Annotated in this window: 4 protein-coding genes and 1 pseudogene; all 5 read left to right on the forward strand. The window is 76.0% G+C overall.

Features of this window, described 5'->3' with window-relative positions; all coding sequences use genetic code 11:
- Positions 1–210 precede the first annotated feature (210 nt).
- Positions 211–984: a YcnI family copper-binding membrane protein gene (locus tag ACWEQL_RS41150; RefSeq protein ID WP_452156546.1), complete on the forward strand. Its 774-nt coding sequence runs from the start codon at positions 211–213 to the stop codon at positions 982–984.
- A 134-nt stretch (positions 985–1,118) separates the two neighbouring features.
- Positions 1,119–1,787, forward strand: a complete 669-nt coding sequence (locus tag ACWEQL_RS41155) for an SCO family protein (protein ID WP_452156548.1) — start codon at positions 1,119–1,121, stop codon at positions 1,785–1,787.
- A complete protein-coding gene (locus ACWEQL_RS41160; protein ID WP_452156550.1) occupies positions 1,784–2,290 on the forward strand; it encodes a copper chaperone PCu(A)C in 507 nt (168 codons plus the stop codon). Before ACWEQL_RS41155 ends, ACWEQL_RS41160 begins: the two co-directional genes overlap by 4 nt.
- Positions 2,291–2,303: 13 nt before the next feature.
- Entirely contained in the window at positions 2,304–4,361 is a 2,058-nt protein-coding gene (locus tag ACWEQL_RS41165) for a copper resistance CopC/CopD family protein (protein WP_452156552.1), read from the forward strand.
- A 3-nt stretch (positions 4,362–4,364) separates the two neighbouring features.
- Positions 4,365–4,577: pseudogene (locus ACWEQL_RS41170) on the forward strand (hypothetical protein); the annotation flags it as partial.

Genomic DNA, 4,577 nt, shown 5'->3' on the forward strand with positions numbered 1-4,577 from the left:
ACGACCGCCTCCTCCCCGTACGCCGTCCGCACGATGACCCCGTCGAGGATCTCGGCGCGGAATCCCTCGGGGACCTCCAGTTCCTTCCACGCCTGAGGACGCGGCCCCCCACTCGCCCCCACCGCCGTGGCACGGAGCATCCGTGCCCGGAGCGGGCCCGCCCGGTGATCCGGGCGCCCCGCCGAGCCCCGATACGGAGACCACGCCATCATGCGTTCCCTTCCCGCCCGTCGCATCGCCGCCTCCGCCCTCGCCGCCGCCACCTCCGTCGTGGTGCTGGCCGGTCCGGCCCTCGCGCACGTGACCGTGCAGCCCGGCAACGCCCAGCAGGGCGGCTACACCGCGGTCGACTTCCGGGTCCCGAACGAGAGCGACACCGCCTCCACCGTGAAGCTGGAGGTCAACCTGCCGATGGACCACCCGCTGGCGTCCGTCCGCACCCTGCCCATGCCGGGCTGGACCGCCACCGTCGAGAAGGCCAAGATCGACAAGCCGATCAAGGTCCACGGCAACGACGTCAACGAGGCCGTCTCCAAGATCACCTGGACCGCCGACCCCGGCGTGAAGATCGCCCCCGGCCAGTTCCAGGAGTTCCGGGTCTCGCTCGGCCCGCTGCCCACCGACACCGAGGCGCTCACCTTCAAGGCGCTGCAGAGCTACGACAACGGCGACGTCGTGCGCTGGATCGACGAGGCCAAGGAGGGCCAGCCCGAGCCGGCCAAGCCCGCGCCCGTGCTGAAGCTCACCAAGGCCGCCGCCGGTGACGGCCACGGCGCCGCCCCCGCCCCCGCCGCGGGTGCCACCGCCAGCGCCTCCGCCGCCCCGGCCGGCAGCCACGACAGCCACGACGGCGGCGCCAAGACCGCCGCCGCCGACACCGCGTCGAGCGACTCCACCGCCCGTACCCTCGGCGTGGTCGGCATCGTGGTCGGCGTGGTCGGCGCCGCCCTCGGCTTCCTCGGCCTGCGCCGCAAGAACGCCTGACGCCCGTACGGGCGGGGCCGGGTCCCGGAGCGGACCCGGCCCCGCCCGGCCCCGGGACCGACCCCGCCGTGGGCCCGCCCCCAGCCCGCCCGCGGCCCACCCGTGACGACCCTCCCGCGCACGAACGGAACCCCATGCCCCGCACCCCCCGCGCCGCCCGCCTGGCCGGCGCCGCCGCCCTGGCCCTCGCCGCCGCGCTCACCCTCTCCGCCTGCGGCTCCGACGGCGGGGGCGCCACCACCGCCAAGGTCACCCGGCAGAAGAGCGAATCGCCGTACCAGGGCACCGCGCTCAGCAAGCACTTCGAGAAGCCCGACCTGCAGCTGACCGACACCTCCGGCCAGCCCTTCGACCTGCGCGCGAGGACGGCCGGCAAGGCCACCCTGCTCTTCTTCGGCTACACCAGCTGCCCCGACGTCTGCCCGACCACCATGGGCGACATCGGCGTGGCGATGTCCAAGCTCCCGGCCGAGGAGCGGCAGAAGCTCAACATCGTCTTCGTCTCCACCGACCCCCAGCGGGACACCCCCGCGGTGCTGCGCACCTGGCTCGACTCGATGGGCAAGGACTTCATAGGCCTCACCGGCGACCTCGCCAAGGTGAAGGCCGCCGCCAAGTCGCTCGGCATCATGATCGAGGACCCGGTGGTCAACGCGGACGGCACGGTCACCTCCACCCACGGCGCCCAGGTGCTGGCCTTCCTGCCCACCGACGACAAGGCCCACGTGCTCTACATGAGCGGCACCGAGGAGAAGACCTACGAGCACGACCTGCCGCTGCTCGCCAAGGGGGTCACCGCGTGAAGGGCGACCGGCGCGGCGGCGCCGCGTTCCGCCGGACCGCGCTCGCGGGGGCGGTGCTGGCGACGGCACTCGGCGGCGGCGCCCTCCTGGTCGCCTGCGGTGCGGGCGACGAGGACGGCGCCGCCGCCGGAGCGGCGGTGCTGAGCGTCGCCGACCCCTACATCCCGCTGCCCCCGGCCGGCGGGACGGCGGCCGGCTACCTGACCGTCCGCAACGACGGCGGCGGCGGCGACCAGCTGATCAAGGTCTCCAGCCCCGGCGCGGCCTCGGTCACCATGCACCGCTCGACCGCCGGCACCATGGAGCAGGTGGACCGCCTGGAGGTCCCCGCGCACGGCGCGCTGCAGCTCGCCCGCGGCGGCAACCACCTCATGATCATGGGCTGGGGGAAGGCGCCGGCCCTCGGCGACGAGGTCGAACTCGACCTGACCTTCGCCCAGGCCGGCACCATCGCCGTGAAGGTCCCGGTCAGGGAGCTCACCTACCGCCCCGGCCAGAGTTGAGGTAACCGCTCAGATGGTTCAGATGGTGAAGGCCAGCCACCGCAGGATCGCCGGGCTGCTCGGCGTGCTCGGTGCCGTCCTGGCGCTGATGCTCGCCGGGGCCGGACCGGCCGCGGCGCACGCCACCCTGCAGTCCACCGACCCCGCGCAGAACACCGTCCTGCCGGCCGCGCCGGCGGCCGTCACGCTGACCTTCAGCGAGGCCGTCTCGCTGTCCGGGGACTCGGTGAAGGTGCTCGACCCGGCCGGCCAGGCCGTCGAGACCGGCAGCCCGGTGCACGCCGACGGCAAGGACAACACCGCCCGGATCGGCCTGCGGCCGGGCCTCGCCGGCGGCACCTACACGGTCGCCTGGCGGGCCGTCTCGGAGGACTCCCACCCGATCGGCGGCGCCTTCGTCTTCTCGATCGGCGCGCCCTCCGACACCAAGGTCTCCGCCACCGCCCTGCAGAACGCCGAGCCCGACGGCACGGTCGCCGCGGCGTACGGCACCGCCCGCACGGTCGCGTACGCGGCCTTCGCCCTGCTGGTCGGCGCCGCCGGCTTCGTCCTGCTCTGCTGGCCGGCCGGGGTGGCGCTGCGGCAGGTGCAGCGGCTGCTGATGACCGGGTGGGTGGCCCTGCTGGTCTCCACCGTCGCGGTGCTGATGCTGCGCGGCCCGTACGAGCGGGGCTCGGGGATCGGGCAGGCCTTCGACCTCTCGCTGGTGCGCACCACGCTGGACGAGCGGATCGGCACCGCGCTGGCGGCCCGGCTGCTGCTGCTCGCGGCGAGCGGGGTGTTCCTGTCGCTGCTGGTCGGCCACCTCGGGCAGACCCCCCGGCCGGAGGTCGCCCCGGAGGCGGCCGACGGACCCTCCGACACCGCGGTGCGGGACGGGGAGGACCGGGACGACGCGGAGGCCGCCGAGCTGCGCGCGCTGGAGCGGCGCGCCGCCGAACGGCCGCAGCGCGAGGCCCGGCTCGGCCTCGGGGCGGCCGGACTGGTGCTGGCGGTGGCCCTCTCCGCGACCTGGGTCGGCGCCGACCACGCCTCGGTGGGCATCCAGGTCTGGCTGGCGCTGCCGCTCGGCATGCTCCACCTGATCGCCATGGCGCTCTGGCTCGGTGGCCTGGCCGCCCTGACGGTCGGGCTGCGGCACGGCCTCGGCGCGGCGGCCGTCGACCGCTTCTCCCGGCTCGCCCTCGGCGCGGTCGCGGTGCTCGCCGCCACCGGCCTCTACCAGTCCTGGCGCGGCCTCGGCAGCTGGGGCGCGCTGACCGACACCGAGTACGGGCGGCTGCTGCTGGTGAAGACCGGCTGCGTGATCGCGATGCTCGGGGTCGCCTGGATCTCGCGCGCCTGGGCGGCCCGGCTGCGTGCCGACCTCCCCGCGGCGGACGCCGAGCCGGCGCTCGTCCCGGAGCCGGTCGCCGTCGCGGCGGCCTCCGAGGAGCCGGGCGCGGCGGCCTCCGAGGACCCCGTCCGGCAGGCCCAGCTGGCCCGGCAGCGGGCCGCCCGGGCCACCGCCACCCGCGACCGGGCGATCACCCCGGCCCGCGCCGGGCTGCGCCGCTCGGTGCTGGTGGAGGCCGCCGTCGCGGTGGCCGTGCTGGTCGTCACCACCATGCTCACCAACTCCCCGCCCGGCCGGGTGGCCGGCGAGATCGCGGCCGCCGGCGGCGCGCAGCCGGCCGGGGCGGGCCCCGCGGTGCCCGCCGGTCCCGCCCCGAAGACCGTCCCGGGCCGGACCACCGAGCTCAAGATCCCGTACGACACCAAGGGCCGCACGCCGGGTGCCAAGGGCACCGCGACGGTGACGGTCAACCCGGTCGGCACCGGGCCCAACGAGGTGGGCCTCACGCTGACCGGCGCGGACGGACAGCCGGTCGAGGTGCCCGAGGTGGAGCTCGCGTTCACCCTGCCGGACCGCGACCTCGGCCCGCTGACCGTCCCGCTGACCCCGCGGGGCACCGGCAGCTGGAGCGGCACCGCCCAGCTCCCGTTGCCCGGCCGGTGGGTGGTCTCGGTGCTGGTCCGCTCCTCGGAGATCGACCAGACCACCGAGATCAAGGAACTGAAGGTCGGCTGAGCGATGGAGCAGCACAACGTCCCCGGGCACGGCGGGGCGATCGGGGCCGGGTTCACCCGGCGGGCCCTGCTGGGCACCGCCGGGGCCGGCCTGGTGGTCGGAGCGAGCGCGGGCCTGGCCGGTGCGGTCGCCTTCGAGCGGGACGGCTCCGGCGCGGCCCCGGGCGCGGCCTTCGGCGGCGCGCTCGGGGTGACCACCACCTCCGGCCCGGGCATC

It is taken from the genome of Kitasatospora sp. NPDC004240, assembly GCF_053603215.1.